Origin of the sequence: Bradyrhizobium sp. BR 1432 (assembly GCF_051547705.1) — a bacterium.
Taxonomy (GTDB): domain Bacteria; phylum Pseudomonadota; class Alphaproteobacteria; order Rhizobiales; family Xanthobacteraceae; genus Bradyrhizobium; species Bradyrhizobium zhanjiangense.
Genome location: NZ_JBPUGF010000003.1, coordinates 4,322,802 through 4,346,987, shown reverse-complemented (window position 1 = coordinate 4,346,987; position 24,186 = coordinate 4,322,802). Strand labels below are relative to the sequence as shown.

The following is a 24,186-nucleotide window of genomic DNA, read 5'->3' as shown; positions in this document are numbered from 1 at the left end:
AAGGGAACCGCAGCCAATCCGCTCGAAACCCCTGTTTTTCGAAAGCTTTGCGCCCTATATTGGGGATGCCGGTTCGCCGGCTATGGAAATAAACGGTCGTCGCAATAAACCATTCGGACCCGGGGCGGTACCCGGCGCCTCCACCAAAGCCCACCCACGGGCAGGCCTAGAAGCGGGCTTTGGCGGGGGCGAAATAGGATCGACGAGGGCGTAAAGGGCGTACTTTTTCCCGGTATTGTTCCGCCGTTATCGGGCTACTGCAATAGTTGCCAACGACAACTTTGCTCCGGTTGCTCAGGCTGCGTAACGCAGTTTGAAAGACCACTCTAAAGTCCTAGCGGGTTAAGCTCCGCTAGGCGGGGTTCGGAGGCACCTGGCAACAGAAGCCTCCACTTTGCTTTTTGATTTCTTCCACGGCGGGGACTCCTGCTGATCCGTCAGGCGCGGTACTATTGCGGCTTGGCGAGTCGGACCGGCAGGGTCCGGCTTCGGGGATGCAACAGGACCACCATGGCGACCGATCATATCCGATACGATGTGCTGGCCCGCGACGCGCTGCGCGGCGTGCTGCGCAAGGTGCTGACCGATGCCGCAGCCCATGGCCTGCCGGGTGAGCACCATTTCTTCATCACCTTCGTGTCGAGGGCCGAGGGCGTGAAGCTGTCGTCGCGATTGCTCGCGCAATATCCGGAAGAGATGACGATCATCCTCCAGCACCAGTTCTGGGATCTGACCGTGCTCGAGGACCGTTTCGAGGTCGGCCTGTCCTTCGGCGGCATTCCGGAGCGGCTGGTGGTGCCCTTCAGCGCCATCAAGAGCTTCCTCGATCCGTCCGTGAAATTCGGTCTCCAGTTCGACACCTCCGACGTCGCCGAGGTGGCGCCCGAGAGTTTGCCGGCAGCACCCGCACCGTCGGCCGTCGCGGTCCCCGCGTCTGCCGCTGAGCCGGCGGAAAGCGCGGAGGAGCCGGCGGCCCCGAACCAGGGCGGCGCCGAAGTCGTGCGGCTCGATCGTTTCCGCAAGAAATGATCTAGGTTGGGCCCGCCCCCGTCGCTCACGGCCAGACTCCCTATATAGAAGAGCATATCAAGAGGCCCGCGCGGCATTTCGCGCGGCGGAATGGATGTGCTCATGGCCGAAACTGCTCGCTCGAAGACCGACCGCCCCGCCACCCGCACCGAGACCGACAGTTTTGGTCCGATCGAGGTCGCAGCCGACCGCTATTGGGGGGCGCAGACCGAGCGCTCGCGGCAGAATTTCCGCATCGGGACGGATCGCATGCCGATCTCGCTCGTGCATGCCCTCGGCATCATCAAGCTCGCCGCGGCACAGTCCAACCGCGAGCTCGGCCTGCTTGACCAGCGCCGCGCCAATGCCATCATCCGCGCCGCGCGCGAGGTGATCGACGGCAGCCTCGACGATCATTTCCCGCTGGTGGTGTGGCAGACCGGCTCGGGCACCCAGACCAACATGAACCTCAACGAGGTCATCGCCAACCGCGCCAACGAGCTGCTCGGCGGCGAGCTCGGCGCCAAGAAGCCGGTGCATCCCAACGATCACGTCAACATGAGCCAGTCGTCGAACGACTCTTTTCCCACGGCGATGCATGTCGCGGCGGCGAGCCGCATCACTGCCGATCTCGTTCCTGCACTCGGTGAGCTGCTCCGCGCGCTGCGTAAGAAGGAGAAGGAGTTCGCCAAAATCGTGAAGATCGGCCGCACCCACACCCAGGACGCGACGCCGCTGACGCTCGGCCAGGAGTTTTCCGGCTATGCCGCGCAGGTCGAGAGCGGCATCACCCGCCTCAAGGGCGCGGTGAAGGAGCTTTATCCGCTGGCGCAGGGCGGCACCGCCGTCGGCACCGGCCTCAACTCGAAGCCGCGCTTTGCAAAACTGTTCGCTAAGCACGTTGCCGGGATCACGAAGCTTCCCTTCACCAGCGCCGCCAACAAATTCGAGGCGCTGGCCTCGAACGATGCCTATGTGCTGGCGCACGGCGCCATCAATTCGGTCGCGACGGGCCTGTTCAAGATCGCCAACGACATCCGCCTGCTCGGATCCGGCCCGCGCTCAGGGCTAGGCGAACTGATCCTGCCGGAGAACGAGCCGGGCTCCTCGATCATGCCGGGCAAGGTCAATCCGACCCAATGCGAGGCGATGACCATGGTGTGCTGCCAGGTGTTCGGCAATCACACTGCGATCACGGTCGCCGGCAGCCAGGGCCATTTCGAGCTCAACGTCTTCAAGCCCGTGCTGGCCTACAACATGCTGCACTCGATCCGCCTGATGGCGGACGCTGCGCGCTCCTTCACCGAACATTGCGTCAGCGGCATCCGCGCCGACGAGAAGCGCATCAAGGAGCTGATGCAGCGCTCGCTGATGCTGGTGACGGCGCTCGCGCCCAAAATCGGCTATGACAATGCGGCCAAGGTGGCCAAGACGGCGCATGCCAACGGAACCACGCTGAAGGAAGAGGCGCTGCGACTCGGCTTCGTCTCGGCGGATGAATTCGACCGCCTGGTACGCCCCGAGAAGATGACCAGTCCGGGATAAAATTCCGAATTCCGATAGCCATCCGTAGTGATACGGACGCCGGACCCGCAGAAATATAGGGCTTTGATCGCGGGATTTGATTACCGTCAATGTTGCGGCGGGGCGGCGTGTTACGCAGCCCCTCTGCCCTTGACGGGGCTAATTCATCGTTTGATGGCCCGAGGGGCCGATTGACGAGGACGAGCTAATGGCGATCAAGTCTTTTGGGGCGCAATGCGGCGCCCTGTTTCTGAATGTTTCATCCGGCGCAGAGAGGATCGGGTGATGGAGACACGGCATGGGGAACGTCATCAACCTGAATCGTTTCAGGAAGCGCGCCGAGCGGGAAGCCTCGGCGAAGCAGGCGGACGCCAACCGGGCGAAGTTCGGTCGCACGAAGGCGGAGCGGTCGGCGGCGGAGAAGCGGGCGGACCAGGCGAAGGAGCATCTGGACCAGCACCGGATCGATCGCGAGGAGCAGCCATGAAGTCGCCCGTCGTGAAACGATCGATCGTCGTCGCCGGCCACAAGACCAGCGTCAGCCTGGAAGAGGCGTTCTGGAACGGCATGAAGGAGATCTCGGGCCTGCGCAACATGACGCTGTCCGAGCTCGTCGGCGAGATCGACGGCGCCCGCCAGCAGGGCAATTTGTCCTCGGCGATCCGCCTGTTCGTCCTGGACTACTTCAAGAGCCGCGCCATGGCCGTCCAGCCGGAAAAGGTCCCGGCCCAGTAGCCGCCGGAGCGCTTTCCCGGAGCGCCCCGCGATCTGCACTTTAAAATCACTCTAAGGTGCAGCTTCGGCGGGCGAGCGCGCTTGACCTCAATGCCCTGCATTGAAAATACAGGGCATGACCGACACCAATGACATGCGCCCGCACATGCCGCTGGGTCTGGCCCAGCGTGGCTATACCGGCGTCATCCAGCATCTGTCCGCCCGCGAGGCCGGCTCGGCGCTCTCGGACATCGAGCTCGAGAGCCGGCTGATCGAGCTCGGCTTCGTCGAGGGCGCCCAGGTGGAGGTCCTGCATGAGGGGCTTGTCGGACGCGACCCGATCGCCGTGCGGGTCGACAACATCACCATCGCGGTCCGTCGTCGCGAAGCCATGGCCATCATCGTCGCTTGGATAGCGGCCGGATATTTTCTCCCATGGAATTGCCCCTGCTGCATCTCGCCTTGGTGGGCACGCCAAACAGCGGCAAGACCTCGCTGTTCAATGCCCTGACCGGCAGCCGGCAGAAGGTCGCGAACTATCCGGGCGTCACCGTCGAGCGCAAGGAAGGCTTCTTCGTCACCCCGCTCGGCCGCCAGGTCTCCGTGGTCGACCTTCCCGGCACCTATTCGCTGCGCGGCCGCAGCCCGGACGAGGAGATCACCCGCGACTTCGTGCTCGGCAAGGCCTCCGGCGAGACGGTGCCCGATCTCGTGCTGTGCGTGGCCGACTCGACCAATCTGCGCCTGACCATCCGCCTGCTGCTCGAACTCAAGCGCACGGGACGGCCGATGATCCTCGTGCTCAACATGTTCGACATCGCGACGCGTCGCGGCATCGATGTGGACGTGGAGCGGCTCGCCAAGGAGCTCGGCGTGCCCGTGGTCACCTCGATCGCGGTGCGCAAGGGCGGCACGGCCGATCTGCTGGCTCTGACCGACGAGATTGCGGCAAAACTCGCCGCCGAACCGCAGGAGAACAACTGGCGCGCGCTCAGCGTCTCCGAGTTGCGCGCCACCCAGCGCGAGGCCGACCGCATCATTACCGATTGCGTCAGCCTGCCTGCTAGCCCCGACACCTGGACCGCCCGGATCGACGCGATCGTGCTGCATCCCGTCGGCGGCCTCATCGTGCTCGCGCTGATCCTGTTCGTGATGTTCCAGGCGGTGTTCGCCTGGGCGCAGCCGCTGATGGAGCTGCTCAACTCCGGCTTCGAACGCGCTGGGCGAGCTCGTGCACAACACCCTCCCCGCCGGCCTGCTCCAGAGCTTCCTTCAGAACGGCGTCATCTCGGGCGTCGGCAGCGTCATCGTGTTCCTGCCGCAGATCATCATCATCTTCCTGTTCATCCTGCTCTTGGAAGATTTCGGTTACATGGCGCGCGCCGCGTTCCTGATGGACCGCATCATGGGCGGCGCCGGCCTGCACGGCCGCGCCTTCATTCCGCTGTTGTCGAGCTTTGCCTGCGCCATTCCCGGCATCATGGCAACGCGCGTCATCGACGACAAGCGCGACCGACTGACCACGATCCTGATCGCGCCGCTGATGACCTGCTCGGCGCGTATTCCGGTCTACACGCTGATCATCTCCGCCTTCATTCCGGCCAGGGACGTCTGGGGCTTCATCAACCTGCAAGGCCTCGTGATGTTCGGCCTCTATGCGGCCGGCATCACCAGCGCGCTTGTGGTCTCGTTCCTGATCAAATTCTTCATGCTGCGCGACTATGCGCCGGCGCCGTTCATGCTGGAGCTGCCGGACTACAAGATGCCGCGGCTGAAATCGATCGCGATCGGCATCTACACCCGCGCCAAGATGTTCTTGCAGCGCGCCGGCACCACGATCTTCTCGATGATGGTGCTGATCTGGTTCCTGGCCTCGTTTCCGCAGCCGCCGGTGGGCGCCACCGAGCCTGCGATCGACTTCAGCCTGGCGGCGATGATCGGCAAGGCGCTCGCGCCGCTGCTCGCGCCCGTCGGCTTCAACTGGCAGATCGCGGTCGCGCTGATCCCCGGCATGGCGGCGCGCGAGGTCGCGGTCGCAGCGCTCGGCACCGTCTATGCGATCGAGGGCGGCAAGGAGGCGGCCGAGCAGATCGGCCAGGTGCTGGCGACGAAATGGTCGCTCGCGACCGCCCTGTCGATGCTGGCCTGGTACATCTTCGCCCCGCAATGCGCCTCGACGCTGGCGGTGATCCGGCGCGAGACCGGAAGCTGGGCCTGGATGGCCGTGACCTTCACCTACATGCTGGTGCTGGCCTATGCGGCGAGCCTCGTGACCTACAATGTCTCGGTCGCGCTAGGGGCGGGCTAAAGCCCCTCCCAAAACAAAAACTGCGAAAACAACCCCATGCACAGTAGAGGGGGTCGTGAAATCAATGGCTTACGCGCGGGCAAAAATCATCCGACCGTAGATGGGGCAACTGGTCGAAATTCGGAAAATCAGTTGACCCGTCGGGCAAAACACCGGCATGATGGCATCGTCGGCCCGCGTCGGCGCCTCCGCGCACAGTTCAACCGCGCCTGGCTTTGCGCCCGCGCCCGCCCGGCTTTGCCGGCACGCTCTTTCCATACTTGGTCCACCACGCCGTCAGCGCCTCCATCGTCGGACCGAGCCCGCGCGCCTTTTCGGTGATCTCGTATTCGACCCGGAGCGGCACTTCCGCGAACACGGTGCGCGACACCAGGCCGTCCGCTTCGAGCTCGCGGAGCTGCGCCGTCAGCATGTGCTGCGTGATGCCGGGGATCGCCTTGCGCAGCTCCCCAAAGCGATAAATCCGCCGGTTGAGCAGCCACATGATTTCCAGCTTCCACTTGCCCGAGAGCAATGCGAATGCGCGCCGCATCTCCTCGTGCATGTTGAGCGCTTCATCGGCCATGGTCTGGTTTTCCATACTTGCTGCGGATTATTCATCCTACTTGCGAAATTCAGTCTTGCTCAGCATTTTCGATACGTGATGCAGGCGCGCCGATGAAGGTTGCGCATCCACGCGAAACCAACGAGACGATGGAGAGATTGCCGCGGCAACGGCGATCAACGAGACCTTATGGCTGCAATTTACACCTACTGGATCAGCACGGCGCTACTGTGCGTGCTGTATCTGATTTCTGCCTACACGTACCTCACCAAAGGAGTCCGGGTCCGGCAGGTCCTCGGGGAGCTCGGCTATCCGGCCTATCTCGTGCCATTCATGATCGTCGTGAAAGTGTTGGCTCCGGCTGCGATCCTGCTGCGCGTGAGCGTCGCACTCAGCGATCTCGCCTATGCCGGCATCTTCTATCACCTGCTGCTGGCCGGCCTCGCTTATGTCGGAGCCCGAAAGCCGAGCGGTGCAGTGCCCGCCGTGGTGGGCCGTGTCCTGTTGACCACCTCGTTCGTCATGCAGAACGCCGCGCGTGACGTTCCCTCGCCTTACGTGCAGGCGACGATGTTCTGACATTGTAGCCCGAATGGCGCCAACGGGTCGGTGCGACGCGCCGCCCCCAATGGCGCAATCCGGGATCTTCAACGCGGATGGATTCCCGGATTACGCTTGCGCTCCATCCCAGCTGCGAGCGCGGGCCGATTGACCCGTCGGGCAAAACACCGGCATGATGGCATCGTGGAAAGAAAGGCAAGATGCGGCCTCGGCGCGATGCTTGCGATCCCCTCGGAACTACGACCGCATTGATCTCGGTCAATGGTCCACCTCATCGGCCTGTCACGCTTTCTCCTCGTCCTGCAAAGGGAGAGAGCACATGACTGGACATGCCAAGCTGATCGGACTGTTCGTCACCGCCGCGCTGTTCACGGCAGCGCCTCTGTCGTTCCGCACCTCGCCGGTGGATGCGCTCGCCGTGTCCGTTGACACCGCCGAGGCCCGCGTCGGACGCCCGCTCACGCCCGGAAGCGTTGCTGGCGTCAATCGCAGGGTCCATCGGCGCGCCTACTATGGTGCAGCAGCGGCCGGAGCTGCAGCCTATGGTGCCTATGGCTATCGCCGGGCTTGTGGATATTACCCCTATCCGCCCTGCTATTGAGACGCGTGCGAGGCTCGTCGGATCGACGAACCTCGCGCTGGTTCGAGGGCCCGCAGGTCGTTGAGCCAGATCAATACCGGACCCATCTGCGGCGGCAGCGTCGAGGCCTGACCGCGAAGGACGGACCATGCATTCGCTGCTCAAGGAAATCCGGCACAGCCCGCTTCTGTGGATGCTGGTCGTCGTGCCGGTGGTGATCGCGCTCGAGCACGTCATGCCGGACGCGCATACGCTGCTGTTCGTGCTGGCCGTGATTGCCATCGTGCCGCTCGCGAGCCTGCTCAGCCACGCAACGGAGGCCGTGGCCGAGAAGACCGGTGATGCAGTCGGCGGGTTGTTGAATGCCACGCTTGGCAATCTCACGGAGCTCATCATCGCCGTCACGGCGTTGCAGGCCGGGCAATACATGCTGGTCAAAGCCTCGATCGCGGGTGCGATCGTGACCAACTCGCTCTTCATGCTGGGCGCATCGCTGTTTCTGGGCGGACTGAGGCATCGCGTGCAGGAGTACAACCGGGCGGGCGGCAGGCTTCATTCCGCGCTGCTGCTGATGGCCACGATCGCCCTGCTATCCCCTTCGGCCGTCGCCGACCTCAACTTTCCCGGACACGAGGCGACGGTGCGGCGCTTGAGCGTCGCCTTGGCGGTCCTGCTGATTGCGGCCTACGGTCTCAGCCTGCTGTTCTCGCTGAAGACGCACAAGGAGCTGTTTGCGAGCAGCGACCATGGCGAGAGCGGCGGCCCGGCGCTACCGGTTGCGGTCGCCGTTCCGACACTGGGGATTGTCACGGTGCTGGTTGCGCTCGTGAGCGAGATTTTCGTCGAGTCGGTGCAGAAGGCTGCGGAAACGCTCGGCATGACCCCCGCATTCGTCGGATTCATCGTGGTTGCCCTGGTCGGCGCTGCGGCCGAAATGGCCGTGGCGTTTTCCGCGGCACGCCGGAACCGGCTCGACATGAGCGTGAGCATCGCGCTCGGAAGCGCATCCCAGATCGCCTTGTTCGTCGCACCCGTTCTCGTGCTGCTGAGCTATTTCGTCGGCCCGCAGCCCATGGACCTTCAATTCTGGCCGGGAGCCGTGACCATGGTCATGATCGCCGCCGTGGTGACGAGCTTCATCACCAACGGCGGACAATCGGCCTGGTTCGTCGGTGCGCTCCTGCTCTGCATCTACGCGATCTTCGCGATGACGCTCTACATGGTCCCACCCGGCTCGCACGGCCCGGTCTAGGCTACGGCCGCTTCCACCCATCATTGCGAGGAGTCCTTGCAACGAAGCAATGAAGACCATCTCCGCGGAAACAGCCTGGCAACGGAGTGTAGGACGCCGTCGTCGCCCCCTGGCGACTAACGCGCGACCGGCTGCGAGCCGGTTGACCCGTCGGGGCAAAACACCGGCATGATGGCATCGTCGAGAGATTGCCAGGACAATCAAAGGGAGGCGGCACGAAGCGGCCTCCGGTCTCGTTTCCCTATCGGGAAACATACATGATGCCGTCACCTCACTCGACAGAACGCCGCGTTTGATTGGGTCGACGGCCCCGGCGCAATCCAGCGGCTGCTACGCTCCGCTATGATCGACCATGTCCAGGATCAAGCATTGCGAGCCAACGGGTCCGCGCGCAGCGCGGCCCGATGACGGGCTCCGCGAAGCAATCCAGACTGCCGCTGCGGGAAGATTCTGGATTGCTTCGCTGCGCTCGCAATGACGGCGTGGAAGCAGCCGCTACGGACGCGACGGTCGAGCCTTACCTGAAATAGCCCAGCACGAGATCGACATCCGCGCTGCCGGCCACCGTGCCGTTCAGCTCGGCGTCGATGACGCGGCGGCAGGCTTCGATCGCGGCGTGGTCGCCGAGGTCGTTGGCGGCTTCCAGCACGAGCCAGGCGACGTCGACCGACGCCTTGTCCGGCGCACCGCCGCCAAGATCGGCGGCCGGCGCCTTGTTGATCTTCTTGCGGACCGCGGTGCCGAATTGAGGCAACATTGCAGATACTCCCTTGTCCTCAGTGTACCTGTCAGTGAACTTGGAGCTCGGGCTGACGGCCCGCATCGGCACCCGCGCTGTTCTTGCGCGACTGGTAGAACTTCAAGATGCTGCGCGAGGTCTCGATCTTGAGGCGGCCGTACTCGCGCTCATTGTCCTGGAGCTCGCGCGCCGTGATCAGATGATCCTTGGCGCCGAGGAACAGCAGCGACATGGTCGTGTCCCAGGAGAAATCGAGCGCCTTGCACAGCACCAGGATCATCTCGCGGTTGCGGTCCATTAGCGCGCGCTCGATCACGTCGACCGGCAGCGCCGACAGCAGCGACAGGCCGATCTGCACCTCGTCGAAGCGGTGCTGGCGCGCATAGTTCGAGATCGAATCCTGGTTGAGGTTGCCCTGGCGGTACTGCGTCGTCACCACGCGCTTGGCGACGAAATAGCTGCGCGAGGACGGACCGAACTTGGACTGAAGGTCGCCGGTGACCTCGGTCACCGAGCTCTGGATCTGCGCCATCATCTCGGGCCGCTCGGTCTCGAGGCGGCGGCGAACGTCCTCCGAGGCCTTCGCGATCAGCTGCTGGAAGATGTGGCGCGGCACGTCCTTGCGCAGGCCGAGCTGCTCGGCGAGGATCGAGTCGCCCTCGGCGCGGCGCACCATGTGCAACAGGCCTGAGCCGGAGAAGCGCGCGCCCTCGTTTTTCGCAACTGAGGTCACGACCTCCTGGTTGCCGCGCTTGACCAGCACGTCGGTCACGGCCTCGCCGATCGACTGGCGCTGGGCGATCGCGAGCAGATGCGCCTGGCCCTTGGTCATGGCGCTCTCGACCAGCATCTTCTCGTCGATACGCGTGGAATCGCGCAGAATGGGACCGGCGACCTCGATCTCGTCGTCGAGCGCGAGCTTTGCGATGACGTTGAACGGGGCGTGGTCGCACGCCGACATCACCTCCGAGAGCTGCACCCGCGCGGCGACCTCGATTTCGTCGGCGAGCCGCCCGATGACCTCGCCGAACGTGCTGATCTCGTCATCGCTGTAGCGGCCGGTGATCAGGATGTCGGTCGCATGCCACAATGCCTTCGCCCGGCTTTCGTCGGTGCCGCGCGCGATCGCGTCGTCCAGATCCTGTAGAAGCGTCTTCGCCCCGTTCATCTCGATAACCCCAGTTCTTGGCGGATCCGTCCTGTCAGTGCTGGCAGGACGGCGAATTCCTCAGGACCGACGCTAGAGATCAAACGCGAGAATTCAGTAAAATCGGCAAATCAGTTTTGCCGACCAAAATTCATTCAAATGCGCGGGAATCGGTTTACCGGCGCGGAAGGTCTCGCTTCACCTCTCCCGGAGGGAGAGGTCGGATCGCATCGAAAGATGCGATCCGGGTGAGGGGTTATAGTCTCACCGAATGCTGCGGCCCCTCACCCGGATTGCACTGGACGATGCTTCGCATCGCCAGGCGCAATCCGACCTCTCCCCGCTGGGGAGAGGTGAAGACCGAGCCTGCGGCGAGCATCGTCTCACGGATTCTGCGGCGTCAGCACCAGCGGCGGTTTCGGCTTGGGCTTGGCGGGCGGCGGGCCCGGGGCGGGCTTCACGTCGATCGGCGGCGGCAACGGGGCAAGCTGCTGGCTTGCGAGCGGCGGGCTCGGCGCGGCGGGGGCGGCGTGCGGGGCTTTCGGCATCGGTGGTCCCTTTGACCTTGCCGGCGCGCGGCGCGGATCCGGCCCCGGCAGCGGCACATTGGCCGGCGCCTGCTCCGGCGCGGCATCGGGAGAGACCAGCGTCGGCAGTGCGGCGGTGGCGGGCGGCGGCTCTCCACGCTCGATCGCGTCGAGCCGGCGGGTCTCGCGGTCGATCGTGCGCACCGCGAGCCACGAGGACAGCGGCGCGAGATCGACGGTGCGGCTCAGCTTGTCGGGCGGGCCTGCCGCGAACAGCTGGATCTCAGGCGGGGCACCGGAGAGCCCGTTCATGATCGGCGTCAGGCTGGCGCGAATGTCGGCCTGGTCGGCGGGAATGTCGTAGCCGCCGGAGACGATGGCGCGGGCGTTCTTCGCTTCCAGCGGCGTCGCGCCGACGCGCAGGCGCCCATCGCGGATCGTGAACGGGATCTGCGCCGAGGCCACCGCGATCGGGCCTGCCGACAGCGCGGGCTCGACCAGCTGCCGTAGCCTGTTGTCGTCGCTAACCTGGCCGCCGTCGCTGGCGCGGATGGCGATCTCGAACGCGCGGGGATTGAGACCGGCAATCTCGGCGGAGTCGAGCGTCACGGTGCCGTTGCCGGCGAGCGCGCCGGTCAGCGCCGAGACGCTGCGGCCCTGGCTGGTCAGCGCCATCTGCACCGAGGCGCGTCCCTTGGGCAGCGCGAGGTCGCGGTAGCGCAGCGTCGCCGCATCGACATTGCTGAGATCGATGCGCGCATTCAACGCCAGGCCATTGGCGCCATCGCGCGCATCGAGACTTGCCGACATCTCGCCGCCGCCGATGCCGCCCTTGAGCGCATCGAGCGCGAGCGACTGGCCGTCGCCGCGGATCGTGCCCGCGAAGGGGCGCAGCTCGATGCCGCCAGGCAGCGTTCCGCGCAGCGCCTGGAAGGCGATGCGGCCGCGCCAGCCACCGATGAGCCCCGCATTCAGCGGCTCGCCGGCATCATGTCCGGCCGCTCCGATCGCCATCGCGAGCGTCGGCGCAAGATCGAGCAAATCGAGGCCCACCTCGCCATCGACACTCCTTTCCTGATCCAGCGTCACCGCAAGATGACCGCGCAGATGCGAGCCTGAAACGGTGCTGTCGAGATCGTCGAAGATCAGCCGATTGCCGGACAGGCCGACGCGCGCGGACAGGCTGACGCTCTGCGCTGATTTGCCGGCGGAGCTGGTTCCGAACAGCGGCGCCAGATTGGCATTGCGCGCGCGCAGGTTCGCACTGCCCTTGGATGCCGACCAGTCAAAATTGCCTTGCGCATCCGCGTCCAGCCCGCCGCCGCTGAGCTTTGCACTCAATTGCAGCGGCTTCTGCCAGGTGCCAGTCAGCTTGCCTTCGAACTGCGAAGCGCCCTCACCTGCGGCCACGATGCGATCGAGACCGAGCAGGGCCAACAGCGCGCCGGCCTGCGGCGTCGATACTTTCGAATCGAGCGTGAAGTCGCTGTTGCGCAGGCGGTCGATGTCGATGCCGCTGACGGCGGCCACCGGCGTCTGCGCGGCCAGCGTCGCGGTCGCCTTGAGCTGCGGCGCATCGAGATCGAACACAACGCGGGCATTGCTGCGATCGGCATGCTCGGCGTTCTTGTCGAGGCTGAGGTCGAGCTTCAGGCGCGTCGCGCCGGGCAATGCCGGGATGGCATCGAAGCGCGCACGCACCGCGGGCGCAAATGGCTCGATCAGCGCGGTCAGCTCGCGCAGCGAATTCGCTGATGACTTCAGGGCGAGCTTGCCGGTGGCATTCTTGCGATCAAAACTGCCGTTCGCCTCCGTGGTCACGCCGCTGGCCTGGCCGAACCGCAACTGCTCCAGCGACAGCGACGCCGGGCCGTAGCCGAGCTTTGCCGCGAACGGCCGCAGCTCCTGGCCGGCGGAGGTGGCGCGGCCGATATCGAGCGAGAGCTTCGCCTCCTCCGGCCATTCGCCCTGCGGCCCGGCAAGCGCGCGCACAAAACTTGCGGCGGCGTCGAGGTCGAGACGGTCGGCCTTGAGCTCGGCGTCGATCCGCGAGCCCTTGCTGGCGCCGGTCTGGACGAAGGCAATGCGGCCCTCCACCGCGCCGCCCTCGATCTCGGCCTTCAGCCTGTCGATGGCGAGATGGTTGGCGGCAATCGTCACGTCGCCCGCAAGGCGCAGCGGCCGCGTGCTGCGGCGGTTGACCTCGCTGCGGCCCTGAAGCCAGGCCACCAGCGTGTCAGGATCGGACAACTCGACACTGAGGCGGCCGCTAAAGCTGTCGGCGCCGGGAGCTGCGCCGTTGAGCGAGAGCTGCGTCATGCCCGGCGCACGCAGCTCGAGCCGCTGGAAGGTCCAGGACCGTCCGTCGGTCTGAAGCTCGGCGCTGATGTTCTGGAGCGGACGGCCGCCGAGCATGATCTGGTCGGAGTTGAATTCGATCTGCGCCGGGATCGGCGCCTGCGGGATCGCGGCCAGCCCTGCGCGCAGCGCCGGCAGGACGCGCTGCGGATCGGCATCGTCCTTGGCAGCATCCTTGGCAGCATCCTTGGCCGTCAGCTTGTCGGCATCGACCTGCCGCGCCGAGAGCACCGCGCGCAGCCAGCGGCGAGGCACCGAACTTGAGGTCGCCGACGCCGCCGAGCTTCAGCGCGGCGTCGTCCGTGCCGTAGCTGGCCTCGATCTGGTCGAATTTGGCGCCGGCCGGATCTGCCTTGAGCTTGGTCGTGAGCTTCCAGGGCATCGGCCCCGCCTCGCCCGCTTTCTTTGTCGCGGGCACCGCGAACGTCAGCGCGCCGTCGAATTTCGGCAAGCGGTTGTCGAAGGCGAGCACGCCTTCGAGATCCGCGAGGATGGCACGCTCGCCGGGATCGACGTTGAGGTGGAGACGCGTGGCGTTGCCGTCGGCGGTCAGGCCGGAGGAGATGCGGAATGGGTAGCGCACCCCATTTGCGGTGAAACGGCCGTCGCCGCGCACCGAGCCCGCGAGCGAGCGCACGTCGCCGGAAAAGGCGATGTCGCTCAGCTCCAGCGTCGAGCGGCTGGCGGCATCGTGCAGGGCGATGCGGCCGGTGAGATTGAGCCGCTCGATGGCGAGCGATGCGAGATTGAAGGCGCCGCTCGCAGTGGACGGCAAATCGACCCGCCCGCGCGCGTCCAGGCCGAGATCGACCGCCATGCCGCCGACCGAAAGCTCGGTGGCACGCCATTCACCGCGCATGAGGGGGCCCAGGCTGAACTCGACGTCGAGCTTGTCGGCGCGCAGCCGGCCGAGATCGTTGTTGCCACCGAAGGTGACCGAACGCAGCCGCAGCGTCGGCGCCGGCAACAGCCGCGCGTCGAGCGCGCCCGCCACCCGCACCGGCACGCCGATGATCCGGCTGGCCTCCGCCTCGAACTGGGGCCTGAACTGGTTCCAGTCGATGAAGTAAGGCCCGATCAGCGCGGCCAAAAGCGCAATGATGAAGGCAATCGCCAATCCGAGCAGCGTCGTCTGCACGGGTCTCCCCTCGGCCAAAACGGCGCCCGGACCAGACCTTGCCCTGGGAAGGCTTCAGGCGGGCCGGAACAGCCCCTTATATAGGGGGAAGTGTGGCGAAGTCACAGCGACTGTTGCGCACGGAGGTTAACGCTGAGCGCCCTCACCAGCTCGCCGGCAGCCGCGTCAGGCCGCGCAGCACGAAGGTCGGCCGCCACTGCGGGTTTACGACGTCGTCGATGCGCAAATCCGGCAGCCGGCGGAGCAGCGTCGCGATGGCGATCTCGGCCTCGATGCGCGCCAATTGGGCCCCCAGGCAGAAATGGATGCCGCCGCCGAACGACAGCGGCTTCACATTCTGGCGGGTGACATCCAGCCGGTCGGGCCGGTCAGGATAGACCGCCGGATCGCGGTTGGCCGAGCCGAGCAGGCAGAGCACGGTCTCGCCCTTGGGGATCTTCAAGCCGCCGAGATCGTCGATGTCCTCCAGCGCGACGCGCCCGGTCATCTGCACCGAGGAATCGTAGCGCAAAAATTCCTCGATCGCGCCCACCATCAGCTCGGGCCGCGCCTTCAGCAGCGCAAGCTGGTCCGGATTGCGGTGGAGCGCCAGGAGGCCGTTGCCGATCAGATTGACGGTGGTCTCGTGGCCGGCGCCGAACAAGAGGATGATGTTGGCGGTCAGCTCCTCATTGGTGAGCTTGTTGCCGTCCTCCTCGGCCTGCACGAGCTGGGTGATGAGATCGTCGCCGGGACTGCGGCGGCGCAGCTCGAACAGCTGCTGGAAATACATCTGCGCCATCAGGTTGCCGGCGTTGCCCTGGCTGATCTCCTCGGGCGAGAGCGGCACCGGGTCGAGCAGCCGCCCGCCGTCGCGCGAGCTCTTGTAGAAGGTCTCGCGGTGCTCCTCGGGGATGCCGAGCATGTCGCAGATGATGGTGACGGGCAGGCGGAAGGCGAAATCCTCGATCAGGTCCATGTGGCCGCGATCGATCACGGCGTCGATGGTCTGGTCGACGATCTCCTGGATGCGCGGCCGCATGTCCTCGACGCGGCGGGCGGTGAAGGCTTTCACGACCAGGCCGCGCAGGCGGGTGTGGTCGGGCGGATCGGCCTGCAGCATCCAGTGGCTCATGCTGCGGAACACCGGCTCGTCCATGATCTTTTCGCTATAGCGGCGCTTGGAGCGCTCGACGAAATCCTTGCCGAAACGCCTGTCGCGCAGCACGAGGCTGACATCGGCGTGGCGGCTGGTGACGAACTGGCCGAACGGCGTCACATGGATCGGATCCATCGTGCGCAGCCGGTCGTAATGCGGATAGGGATCGCGGATGAAGTCCGGCGACAGCGGGTTGAACAACGGATCGCCGTTCGCGCCTTGCACTTGCTCGTTCATGGTGACCTCAATCGGTTGCCGCATGACACGAATACGCAAGGCTGCCCGACAGCCCGGCGTAACCATCCCTTGGAATTTTCAACTCGATACATTGTTGTATCGAGTTGCATCTGCCCTAAGCTGCCGGGATGTCAAGGGTGAGAACCAGGCCGACCAGGGACGATACGCGCGACAGGCTGTTCGAGGCGGCCGCGCGCGTGTTCGAGGAAGACGGCATCGGCGGCGCCAGCATCGAGGCGATCGCGGCCGCGGCGGGCTTCACCCGCGGCGCGTTCTATTCCAACTTCAGGAGCAAGGACGAATTGATCATCGCCATGCTCGAGGACCATGTCGAGCAGTCGATCCGCCGCAACCTCGACATCCTCGCGCAGCACGACAATCTCGACGATTTCATCGCGGCACTGAAGACGATGGACCGCAGCAGACAGGATCCGCTCGGCCGCTCGCCGCTGCTGCACATGGAGATGATCCTGTTCGTCGCCCGCGCCGAGAAGCGCCGCCCGGAACTTGCAGAACGCCTCCGCGCGCGGCGCAAGCTGATCGCCGACATCGTCGAGGCGACGTTGAAGAGCAACGGGCGGAATGACAGCTCTGAACCCGCCCTGGATGGCCTCCGTCGTGCTCGCGCTCGAAGACGGTTTTCGCCTGCACCGGCTGATCGATCCCGAGACGACGCCGGCCGACAGCTTTCTGCGCGCGATCACGGATTTGCGACGGAGAACGGGGTTGGCGGCGGGCTGAAAGCGGCTGGAGAGTTGCAATGCCAATTCGTCGCTGGCGTGCAGTCGAGCACTGCCAAGCGCGATTCCAGGCCCTGCTCTCTATTTTCCCGCCCGCGAAACGGCTCTGGATTCACCACCCGCTCCGTCGGAGGCGACGAAGGCGCTTTGCCGGAACGGCGGATGGGCAGGCTGCGGCACCGACAATTCCTGGCAATACATTCGATCGATGTTGTGCTGCATGAGCGCATAACAATCGCATGCGACCTTCTCGAGCCGAGCACGATCGATTTTGATCAGCCCGCGCCGGTCGGATGGGACGGCGCCGGCCTCGCGTAGCTTGTTCATCGTCAGAGTCACGGTCGTGCGCCGCACCCCGAGCAATTGCGCGAGCGCCTCCTGGGTCACCGGAAGAGGGTCGTCGGGAACGCGGTCGTGAAGTTGCAGGAGCCACCGTGCCAAGCGGCCATCCACCCGGTGCAGCGCGTTGCAAGCGGCGACGTGCTGGAGCTGCAATAACAGCGCGCGGGCGTGGACCTGCACGACATTCCTGATGGCCGCGCTTTGTGCATAGGCAGCCCTGAATTTGGCGGCGGAGATCAGCGACGCCGTGCCGGCCATGCGAGCAATCGCGGTCACGGATGAAAGCGCCGGGCCGAGCACGGAAAACGAGGCCAAAGCCCCTTCCCGTCCCATCAAGGTGGTTGCGACCGATTGCCCGTCCGGCATGTCGAGCATGAAGGCGATTGCGCCGCTATGGGGAAAATAAACCGGGTCGAGTTCATCGCCCGACCGCACCAGGACGGCATCGGCTTCGAACGAGACCTTCTGGAAGTAGGGCGTCAGCAGAGCGAGATCCGCAGGCGGCAACGCCGCCAGCAGCCGATTCCCGGTGCCAGTGCGGTGGACGGTCGCGATGCTTTCCCGCGAACGAGCATTCAATGACCGACGGTATCCGTTGATTTCATCCACCATGATTATCCGAAATGCGACTGCCCCGACCAAACTCATCCAAACAGAGCCATCAGGCGAGATCAAGCGCGGATAATTGCGGAGAGCTGACTGCATTCCTCGCCGCGAAATAGCATCTTGCATACATCATACTATTTACGATCGTTGCCACCAGCGAGGTGCCCGCGAAGTAGGCTTCAGCTCGCGGCCGCCAGGTGCAGCGCCTTGCGCTAGCGGTCGCGCTTGCTCTTGTTCGTCGGCAACGGGCAATTGGTGCACACCCTGTCGTCGCACCTGCGGCAGATCGTAAAGCGGTCCAGCTCGGAGGTGTCCTGCCTTGCCAGCAGGTCATGGATCAGCGTTCCCAGCCGTTTGGTTTCAGCCGGCGACAACACGTCTAGGAGTGACGCAACGGCCGAAATCCGGGACGCCATCAGATCATTCCGGGCCGCCGCGCCCGTGGCCGTCAGGTACAGGGCGATCTCGCGGCCGTCCTTTCCCGGCCTGCGTTCGACCAGCCGATCCGAAACCAGACGGTCCACCAAGCGTACGGTTCCGGAATGCGACAGGCCAAGGATCCGCCGGAGCTTGTCGTTGGTCATGCCCTGGCCGTAGCCGATGACGACGAGTGCCGCGGGCGTCTCGCCGCCGCGGCCTATGACCTCGCGCGCGCCCTGCTCGATACGATCCATGACGGCGAGCGAAAGCGCTCCCAGTAAATTCGCGATTCCGGTTTCCATGAACCGAACAATATGTGCGCTGCGCACAAAAAACAACTTGACCAAACATGTGCGCTACGCACATATTTGGTCAAGCGCAGACGATGACATGGAGGATGGCGATGAATGCCCGAGCCACCGAAGCTGCAAAGCCGAACACCGGCAGTGACCCCGTCCTGAAACACGTGCACGCCAATGGCCTGCGGTTCGCCTATCTCGAACAGGGGAGCGGACCGCTCGTCATGTTCATGCATGGCTTTCCCGACAACGCCTGGTCCTATCGGAAGCAATTGCAGGTCTTCGCGGATGCGGGCTATCGGGCCGTCTCGCCGTTCTTGCGGGGCTATGCGCCGACCGAGATCCCCGCCGACGGAGTGTTCGATCCCATCGCGCTCGGTCAGGATCTCGAAGCGCTCATCGCGGCGCTGAGCGACGACGGACAAGCACGGGTCGTCGGCATGGATTGGGGCGGCACTTCGACCTTTCAGGCACTGGCCACGGCGCCGTCGGCGATCAAAGCCGCCGTGGTCATGAACACCGCACACCCGATCACATTTTCAAGCATCAGGAGGGATCCGGACCTCGTCCGATCCGTCTTTCATGTCTATTTCTTCCAGATGCCCGGCGCCGAGTCGGCGGTGAACATCGAGGGACTCCCCTTCGTCGATTACCTCTGGAAGCTGTGGTCACCGACATTCAATGATGTCGAGCATCTCCGTTCGATCAAGCAGACGCTCAGCTCTCCCGGCACCATGGCGGCGGCGCTCAAATATTACGGGGGCCTGACCGATGCAGGACGTGCCGGCCGGCTGCCGATCAACGAGATGCATACGCCGACGCTGACGATCTATGGCAGCAACGATCCGACAGCGAGGTACTCGCTGAAGGAGGAGCCGCTCTTCAAGGGGCCGCACCAGCGGATTGTCCTGCCCGATGTTGGCCACTTCCCACACCTCGAGCGAGAGGCCGAAGTCACCGGCCTGATCATGGACTGGTTCAGGACGCACGCACCCGACTGAATGCACATTTTCATTGGAGTGAGCACGATGGACGCCAAGACACAGCAGCAATACGCCGAGACGTTTCGCGAGCTTCACAGGAAGGGCGATCCGCTCGTCCTGTTCAACGCCTGGGATGCCGCCACCGCCAAAGCGATCGCAAAGACCTCTCCGGCCATAGCGACCAGCAGCGGGGCGGTCGCGTCTGCGCTCGGGTATGCGGACGGAGAAAATGTCCCGCTCGATGTGGTCACCGGTCTGGTGTCGCGGATCACCGCGTCCGTGTCGGTCCCGGTCTCGATCGATCTGGAGGCAGGATATGGCGACAGCCCGGAGGCCGCCGCGAAGTCGGCGAGCGAGGTGGTGAAAGCCGGCGCCGTCGGCATCAACATCGAAGACGGACTATCGGGCGGAAAGCGGCAACTCGTCAGTCCCGAACGGCATGCAGCGAAGATCAAGGCGGTGCGGGATGTGGCGCAAGAATTGGGAATTCATCTCTTCATCAACGCGAGAACCGACCCGTTCCTGCTGAAATCAGGATCGCCGGATGAATGCCTGAATGAAGCGGCCAAGCGCGCGAAGGTCTATGCCGAGGCCGGCGCTGACGGGATTTTCGTACCCGGCCTCACCGACCTCGCCTACATCGAGAAGCTCGTCCAACTCACACCCTTGCCGGTCAATATCATGGTGACGCAAGGTGTTCCCGAAATCCGGGATCTTGCTCGAGTCGGCGTTCGGCGGGTGAGTCTTGGGCCGTGGCCCATGATGGCGGCGATGCGCATCATTGGACAGGCCGCGGCCTCGGTCGCCGCGAGCAAGCAATACGGCACGTTCCTGCAACCGAATGCCTGAGCCCGGACATTACCGGCCCAAAGCAGCGCCCTACGCCGACCGCTTCGCCGCGCCGCGGTCCGCCGACGCGCTGTCGAATCGGCCGAGCATCGCCCTCGCCTGCTCGGCGCAGTGCTCGATAACCCAGCGCTCGAAGGCGACGGGGGGGAGCGCGGGGGCGTAGAGGAAGCCTTGCACGACGTCGCAGCCGAGTTCGGCCAGCGTCCTGCGCTGGCCCTCGGTCTCGACGCCCTCGGCGACGACGGTCATGCCGAGGCCTTGGCCTACGCGCACCACCGCGGTGGCGATGGCGAGCGCGCCAGCGTCGTTCTCGATGTCGCGCATGAAACTGCGGTCGATCTTCAATTCGCGGATCGGCAGATGCACGAGCCGGCTGAGGCTGGAATAGCCGGTGCCGAAATCATCGACCGCGAGCCCGACGCCGAGCTCGCGGATCGCATTCATCGTCTCCAGCGCGGCAGCGCCGTCCTGCATGAACGCACCTTCGGTGATCTCGAGCATCAAGGCATCTGGCGGCAGCTCGTATTCGGCGAGGATGTCCTTGAGCCGCGCAGCCAGCGTGACGTGGCGGAAATTGATCGGCGACAGGTTCACCGACACACTGGGAATGTTGAGCCCGGCGCGGCGCCAGCTCGCCAGCTGCCGGCAGGCCTCGCGCACCGACCACAGGCCGATCTGCTCGATCAGGCCGCACTCCTCGGCAAGCGGAATGAACTTTGCCGGCGAGATGTCGCCGAGCACGGCATCGTGCCAGCGCGCCAGCGCCTCGACGCCGTGGATGGAGCCGTCGGAGCTGCGGATCTGCGGCTGATAGCTGAGGCTCAGCGCGCCTTCGGCGATGGCGCGGCGCAGCGCTGCGATCAGCGCCAGCCGCTGCTCGGCAAGTAGGTTCATCTCGGCGCTGAAGATGCGATGGGTCGAGCGCCCGGCCTGCTTGGCCATGTACATGGCGGCATCAGCCTGCTGCATCAAAGTATCGATGTCGGTGGCAAGATCGGGATAGAGGCTGATGCCGATGCTGGCCGACATCGGCATCAGCTTCGATCCAAGCTTTAAGGGCGCGGCGAGCGCTTCGGTGATGCCGGCCGCGACGCGCTCGGCGCTCTCGGCATTGCGTTGCGGCAGCAGGATGACGAATTCGTCGCCGCCGAGCCGTCCCAGCATGTCTTCGGGCCCGATCAGCTCGCGCAGCCGCTGCGCGAGCTGGACCAGCAGCTCGTCGCCGGCGGCATGACCGAGCGTGTCGTTGACGTCCTTGAAGTGATCGACGTCGAGGAAGGCGAGCGCGACGTGGCTGCCGGTCGGGCAGGCGTCGATCGCGGTGGTGATCAGGTGCCGCAGCTGCGCGCGGTTCGGCAGCCCGGTGAGGATGTCGTGATAGGCGAGCCGCGCGATCTCGGCGCGCGCCTCCTTGCGCTCGATCGCGAAGGCGCCGAGATTGACGCAGGCCTCGACGATGCGCCGGTGCCAGTTGCTCGGCGCGCGGGGCTCCCGATAATAGAAGGCGAAGGTCGCTATGACGCGGCCGTCCTTGGCCTTCACCGGGGTCGACCAGCAGGCCCGCAGGCCGATCGCGAGCGGCATCGCCTTGTAGGGCTGCCAGCGCGGATCGGTCTCGAGATCGGTCGCCAGCACCGGTTCGCCATAGAAGGCGGCGGTGCCGCAGGAGCCGACGTCGGGGCCGATGGCCACGCCGTCCAGCGCGCGGGAATAATCGTCGGGCAGGCTTCGGCCGCCGAGCGGATGGATCAGGCCGGCGGCATCGACGTGAAGCAGCGAACAGACGACGTCGGGCGCAATCTGCTCGACGCGGCGGCAGAGCCGGTCGGCGATCTCGCCGATCGGCACCTCGTCGGCGAGCGCGCCCATGATGAGTTGCTGGAGCGAGCGCAGCTGCTTGGTCTCGGTGATGTCCTCAAGCAGCGCGAAGATGTGCTTGACCCGGCCCTTCCTGTCGCGAAAGGCGTCAATCCGGGCGCCCACCCAGATCTCCTCGCCGTCCTTGGTGTAGATCAGGACCTCGACTTCACCGCCCGGACCGCCCCTGATGAGGCGCCGTCCGATCCTCGTCAGCGCCTTGCGGTTGGTGTGACGGCCGGCCAGCAGGTCGGTTGCGCGCCGCCCCTCAGCTTCCGCGGCGGAATAGCCGAACAACGACGTGAACGCCGCATTGGTGTAGCGGATGTCGAGCTCGGTGTCGGTAATGAGCACGGCGCGGTTGGTCTGATCCGAGACGGTGTCGAGCAGCGCGATGCGCGCGCGGCGTTCCGCTTCAGTGGTGACGTCGCGCGCGAACACGACGTGATGAGTCACGCCGCCGTTTGCAACGGACGAAAGCGAGATGGCGGTCCTGATCCGGCTGCCGTCATGCCGCGTGAGGCTGATCTCGTCGCGGAACTCCGCGATCGGGTCGGCGTGCAGGCATTTGAGAGTGAGCAGTTCGGCGTCGCGGCCGAGCACCTCAGCGCGCGCAAGCTTCCAGATCCGCTCCGCACCGGCGTTGAAATGCGTGATGCGACGCGCGCTGTCGACGATGATGATGGCATCGTCGGCGCGTTCGAGCGCAGCCAATAGTACGTCCGGCATTTCGGTCACTAGGCAATCGGAGGCAGACATCGTTGGAACCGGAGGGCATCGCAAGGTGCGGCAATCAACCGACGCTAGCGCTCCGATAGTGTGCAATATCTTTTTTGCATCCGGTCGCGTCCCACCAAGACGCGACGTGCTTAACGTTCCGCCAAGGAGACGACGGCAATGCGGTGCATGAGGAACCTGTCATGCACCTGTTTCGCTCTGAAGCTCGTGCAGCCGGCCGGCCACGGCCCGCACCTTGCGCGGCGCGGCCTGCCAGATCGAAAGCGCCGACAATCCGCTCACGATCATAGCGATTCCGAAGGCGAGCGTGTAGTCGCCGGCGCGATCGTAGAGAAAGCCGGTCACCCACGGACCGGCGGCACCGCCCGCCAGCGCGGCCAGCATGATCGTGCCAAAAATGCTGCCCTGGTGCCTGCCCTGAAAAATTTCGAACACCACCGCGCCCATGATCGAAGTGAGGCCGTAGCCGAGCGCGCCTTGCGTGAACACCATGATGTAGACCAGCCACAATGACGGCTGGAACTTCAGCGCCATCAGCGCCGCGAAGCAGATTGCAAAACCCGCACAGCTGATCGCCCACACCCATTCCCGCCCGATCCGGTCGGAGACATGGCCGAGCAGAATCTGGCCGGGAATACCGAGCAGGCTGACGATGCCGAGCGCCCACACCGCGACGCCAGGGCTGAAACCGATGTCGAGCAGGAACTTGGTCTGGTGCACCTGCACCGCGTACCAGATGTACAGGCCGCAGAAATAGCCGAGCGCGATCCACCAGAATCGTGCAGTTGCGACGGCGCGCTTCAGCGTCCATTCGGTGTGGGCCCAGACGGGATCGACGACGTTGGAGACGGGCTTTGCCGCTCCCGCGGCCGGAGCAGCATCGCCATCCGGCTGAAGGCCGATGTCCTGCGGACGCTTGCGCAGCAGCAGATTGATCGGCGCCAGCACGATCACGACGAGCAGTCCCATCGCGGTGCAGGCGGTGCGCCAGCCGGTCTGCTCGATCATGTGCTGCACCCATGGCAGCAACGTCACCGAGCCGATGCCGACGCCGGCAAACGCGATGCCGATGGCGAAGCCGCGTTTGCGGATGAACCAGTTCGGCAGGAACAGCGACTGGCCGGAATAACCGAGACACACTGAGCCGGCGCCGACCATGACGCCGATGGTGACATAGAGATGCCAGGGCGAGCTCGTGAGCGGTGCGAGCAGCAGGCCTCCACCCATCAGCACCACACCGAGCTCCATCACCGCGCGCGGGCCGGCGCGGTCCATCAGGCGGCCGATCAGCGGGCTGACCACGCCCGAGGCCACGAAGCCGAAGGAGAAGGCGCCCGCGGTGATGCCGCGCTCCCAGCCGAATTCGGAGATGATGGGCGGAAAGAACAATGAAAAGGCGGTGCGCGCGTTGACGCCAATGGCCATGGTGACGAAGGTCACGGCGACCACGACCCAGCCGTAGAAGAATGGAAGCCGCATGTTATTTTTATTTCATCCCTGGACGGTCCTTCGGACCATCTCGTGAAATCCGGGTCAAGCGCTTTTCATGCATGCCCGCTGAGCGACAGCGCGGTCGC

The 24,186-nt window shown here is 65.0% G+C and carries 17 protein-coding genes, 1 other RNA gene and 4 pseudogenes; 13 read left to right on the top strand and 9 right to left on the bottom strand.

Annotated features, from left to right (window positions below; genetic code table 11):
- The first annotated feature begins 28 nt into the window (after positions 1 to 28).
- The 7 genes and pseudogenes from ssrA (at position 29) to feoB (ending at position 5,554) form a co-directional block, all read left to right on the top strand.
- Positions 29 to 394, top strand: a transfer-messenger RNA (tmRNA) gene (gene ssrA / locus ACSKB8_RS20895).
- Between the two features lie 116 nt (positions 395 to 510).
- Complete coding sequence (locus tag ACSKB8_RS20890) at positions 511 to 1,029, top strand: SspB family protein (protein WP_438106075.1); 519 nt, start codon at positions 511 to 513, stop codon at positions 1,027 to 1,029.
- A gap of 90 nt (positions 1,030 to 1,119) precedes the next feature.
- Positions 1,120 to 2,553: a class II fumarate hydratase gene (fumC, locus tag ACSKB8_RS20885; protein WP_438106074.1), complete on the top strand. Its 1,434-nt coding sequence runs from the start codon at positions 1,120 to 1,122 to the stop codon at positions 2,551 to 2,553.
- Positions 2,554 to 2,830: 277 nt separating this feature from the next.
- Complete coding sequence (locus ACSKB8_RS20880) at positions 2,831 to 3,019, top strand: DUF4169 family protein (protein WP_091879047.1); 189 nt, start codon at positions 2,831 to 2,833, stop codon at positions 3,017 to 3,019.
- Entirely contained in the window at positions 3,016 to 3,267 is a 252-nt protein-coding gene (locus ACSKB8_RS20875; protein ID WP_084805126.1) for a ribbon-helix-helix domain-containing protein, read from the top strand. The genes ACSKB8_RS20880 and ACSKB8_RS20875 overlap by 4 nt, the downstream gene beginning before the upstream one ends.
- A 115-nt stretch (positions 3,268 to 3,382) precedes the next feature.
- Positions 3,383 to 3,655: pseudogene (locus ACSKB8_RS20870) on the top strand (FeoA family protein); the annotation flags it as partial.
- A 26-nt stretch (positions 3,656 to 3,681) separates the two neighbouring features.
- A pseudogene (gene feoB / locus ACSKB8_RS20865) lies at positions 3,682 to 5,554 on the top strand (ferrous iron transporter B).
- A 199-nt stretch (positions 5,555 to 5,753) separates the two neighbouring features.
- On the opposite strand, the gene ACSKB8_RS20860 reads toward feoB, so the two are convergent.
- Positions 5,754 to 6,134: a winged helix-turn-helix transcriptional regulator gene (locus ACSKB8_RS20860; RefSeq protein ID WP_438106071.1), complete on the bottom strand. Its 381-nt coding sequence runs from the start codon at positions 6,132 to 6,134 to the stop codon at positions 5,754 to 5,756.
- A 153-nt stretch (positions 6,135 to 6,287) separates the two neighbouring features.
- Here ACSKB8_RS20860 and ACSKB8_RS20855 point away from each other — a divergent pair, with 153 nt between their 5' ends.
- From ACSKB8_RS20855 to cax, 3 genes are all read left to right on the top strand, one after another.
- Positions 6,288 to 6,677, top strand: a complete 390-nt coding sequence (locus ACSKB8_RS20855; RefSeq protein ID WP_438106070.1) for a DoxX family protein — start codon at positions 6,288 to 6,290, stop codon at positions 6,675 to 6,677.
- A gap of 301 nt (positions 6,678 to 6,978) precedes the next feature.
- A complete protein-coding gene (locus tag ACSKB8_RS20850) occupies positions 6,979 to 7,260 on the top strand; it encodes a hypothetical protein (protein ID WP_128937720.1) in 282 nt (93 codons plus the stop codon).
- Positions 7,261 to 7,387: 127 nt separating this feature from the next.
- A complete protein-coding gene (gene cax / locus ACSKB8_RS20845; protein ID WP_438106068.1) occupies positions 7,388 to 8,491 on the top strand; it encodes a calcium/proton exchanger in 1,104 nt (367 codons plus the stop codon).
- A 517-nt stretch (positions 8,492 to 9,008) separates the two neighbouring features.
- Here cax and ACSKB8_RS20840 read toward each other — a convergent pair.
- The 4 genes and pseudogenes from ACSKB8_RS20840 to ACSKB8_RS20825 all read right to left on the bottom strand — a co-directional run bounded on the left by ACSKB8_RS20840 (position 9,009) and on the right by ACSKB8_RS20825 (position 15,775).
- Positions 9,009 to 9,248, bottom strand: a complete 240-nt coding sequence (locus tag ACSKB8_RS20840) for a hypothetical protein (RefSeq protein ID WP_130220842.1) — start codon at positions 9,246 to 9,248, stop codon at positions 9,009 to 9,011.
- Positions 9,249 to 9,279: 31 nt separating this feature from the next.
- Positions 9,280 to 10,398, bottom strand: coding sequence for a DUF2336 domain-containing protein (locus ACSKB8_RS20835; protein WP_176945292.1), 1,119 nt, complete (start codon positions 10,396 to 10,398; stop codon positions 9,280 to 9,282).
- A gap of 362 nt (positions 10,399 to 10,760) precedes the next feature.
- Positions 10,761 to 14,400 (bottom strand): annotated as a pseudogene (locus ACSKB8_RS20830) (AsmA family protein).
- Between the two features lie 142 nt (positions 14,401 to 14,542).
- On the bottom strand, positions 14,543 to 15,775 hold the full coding sequence (locus tag ACSKB8_RS20825) for a cytochrome P450 (RefSeq protein WP_438106065.1): 1,233 nt from the start codon (positions 15,773 to 15,775) through the stop codon (positions 14,543 to 14,545).
- Positions 15,776 to 15,903: 128 nt separating this feature from the next.
- Here ACSKB8_RS20825 and ACSKB8_RS20820 point away from each other — a divergent pair.
- Positions 15,904 to 16,516, top strand: a pseudogene (locus ACSKB8_RS20820) (TetR/AcrR family transcriptional regulator).
- Between the two features lie 80 nt (positions 16,517 to 16,596).
- Here the strand turns inward: ACSKB8_RS20820 and ACSKB8_RS20815 are convergent.
- Positions 16,597 to 17,436, bottom strand: coding sequence for a Crp/Fnr family transcriptional regulator (locus ACSKB8_RS20815; RefSeq protein ID WP_438110601.1), 840 nt, complete (start codon positions 17,434 to 17,436; stop codon positions 16,597 to 16,599).
- A gap of 239 nt (positions 17,437 to 17,675) precedes the next feature.
- The gene (locus ACSKB8_RS20810; protein WP_438106064.1) at positions 17,676 to 18,185 is read right to left on the bottom strand and encodes a MarR family winged helix-turn-helix transcriptional regulator; all 510 of its coding nucleotides are present in this window, start codon (positions 18,183 to 18,185) and stop codon (positions 17,676 to 17,678) included.
- A gap of 101 nt (positions 18,186 to 18,286) precedes the next feature.
- Between ACSKB8_RS20810 and ACSKB8_RS20805 the strand changes: the two genes are divergently transcribed.
- Both ACSKB8_RS20805 and ACSKB8_RS20800 read left to right on the top strand, forming a co-directional pair.
- A complete protein-coding gene (locus ACSKB8_RS20805; RefSeq protein ID WP_438106063.1) occupies positions 18,287 to 19,183 on the top strand; it encodes an alpha/beta fold hydrolase in 897 nt (298 codons plus the stop codon).
- A 27-nt stretch (positions 19,184 to 19,210) separates the two neighbouring features.
- Positions 19,211 to 20,014: an isocitrate lyase/PEP mutase family protein gene (locus ACSKB8_RS20800; RefSeq protein WP_438106061.1), complete on the top strand. Its 804-nt coding sequence runs from the start codon at positions 19,211 to 19,213 to the stop codon at positions 20,012 to 20,014.
- A gap of 30 nt (positions 20,015 to 20,044) precedes the next feature.
- Here the strand turns inward: ACSKB8_RS20800 and ACSKB8_RS20795 are convergent, their stop codons facing one another.
- On the bottom strand, positions 20,045 to 22,630 hold the full coding sequence (locus ACSKB8_RS20795) for an EAL domain-containing protein (protein ID WP_438106059.1): 2,586 nt from the start codon (positions 22,628 to 22,630) through the stop codon (positions 20,045 to 20,047).
- 159 nt (positions 22,631 to 22,789) lie between these two features.
- Positions 22,790 to 24,088, bottom strand: coding sequence for an MFS transporter (locus ACSKB8_RS20790; protein WP_438106057.1), 1,299 nt, complete (start codon positions 24,086 to 24,088; stop codon positions 22,790 to 22,792).
- Positions 24,089 to 24,186: the final 98 nt, after the last annotated feature.